The organism is Streptomyces sp. NPDC054956 (genome assembly GCF_053609185.1).
The window spans coordinates 1-1,238 of record NZ_JBSGXB010000652.1; the positions used below are offsets into that span (position 1 = coordinate 1).

Here is a 1,238-nt window from a genome sequence, read left to right on the forward strand (position 1 = left end):
GCCGGGGAGGTCGAAGCTCCGCCGCGAAGCGCGGGCGCGTCAGTCGGTCGTTGCCAGTGCCGTGACCAGCGCCGCCGTCACCTGCTCGATCTGCCACGGGCGGGCCCCGTAGCCGGCGAGGGCCTCGGCCACCGCGTCGGCCTCCAGCCGCTGCGGGGGCTCCCAGCACAGCCGGCGGACCGTGTCCGGGGTGATCAGGTTCTCCTGGGGGAGGTTCAGCCCCTCCGCCAGCGCGGACACGGCCGTACGGGCCGCCGCGAGGCGCGCGGCGGCCGCCGGGTCCTTGTCCGCCCAGGAACGCGGCGGCGGCGGACCGGCCGGGGTCGCGCCCGGCTGCGGCAGCTCGTTCTCGGGCAGGGCCCTCGCCCGTTCCACGGCGGCCATCCACTGGTCCAGCTGGCGCCGGCCCATGCGCTGCCCGTAGCCGGGCAGGGCGGACAGGGCCTGCACGTTCAGCGGCATGGCGAGCGCGGCCTCGACGATCGCCGTGTCACCGAGCACCTTGCCCGGCGACACGTCGCGCCGCTGCGCGATCCGGTCGCGGGACTCCCACAGCTCCCGTACGACGGCCATCTGCCGGCGCCGGCGCACCTTGTGCATGCCGGACGTACGGCGCCACGGGTCCTTGCGGGGCGGCGCGGGCGGGGCGGCGGCGATGGCTTCGAACTCCTGGTGGGCCCATTCCAGCTTGCCCTGCCGGTCCAGCTCCTTCTCCAGCGCGTCGCGCAGGTCCACGAGCAGTTCCACGTCGAGCGCGGCGTAGCGCAGCCACGGCTCGGGGAGCGGCCGGGTGGACCAGTCGACGGCGGAGTGGCCCTTCTCCAGCACGTAGCCGAGGACGCCCTCGACCATCGCGCCGAGTCCGACCCGGGGGAAGCCGGCGAGGCGTCCGGCGAGCTCGGTGTCGAAGAGGGAGGTGGGCGTCATGCCTATTTCCCGCAGGCACGGAAGGTCCTGGGTGGCGGCGTGCAGGATCCACTCGGTGCCGGACAGGGCCTCGCCCAGGGAGGAGAGGTCGGGGCAGCCCACGGGGTCGATCAGCGCGGAGCCCGCGCCCTCGCGGCGCAGCTGCACGAGGTACGCGCGCTGGCCGTAGCGGTAGCCGGAGGCGCGCTCGGCGTCCACGGCGACCGGTCCGGTGCCCGCGGCGAAGGCCGCGACCACCTCGGCGAGGGCTTCGGCGACGGCGACCACCGGACGGAAGCCCTCACGGGGATCGAGCAAGGGGACGGGCAGCC

The 1,238-nt window shown here is 75.7% G+C and carries 1 protein-coding gene; it reads right to left on the minus strand.

The window, feature by feature from the left end; genetic code table 11:
• Positions 1 to 39 precede the first annotated feature (39 nt).
• A partial coding sequence (locus ACWGDE_RS39075) for an HRDC domain-containing protein (protein WP_453393837.1) occupies positions 40 to 1,238 on the minus strand: 1,199 nt, incomplete at its 5' end.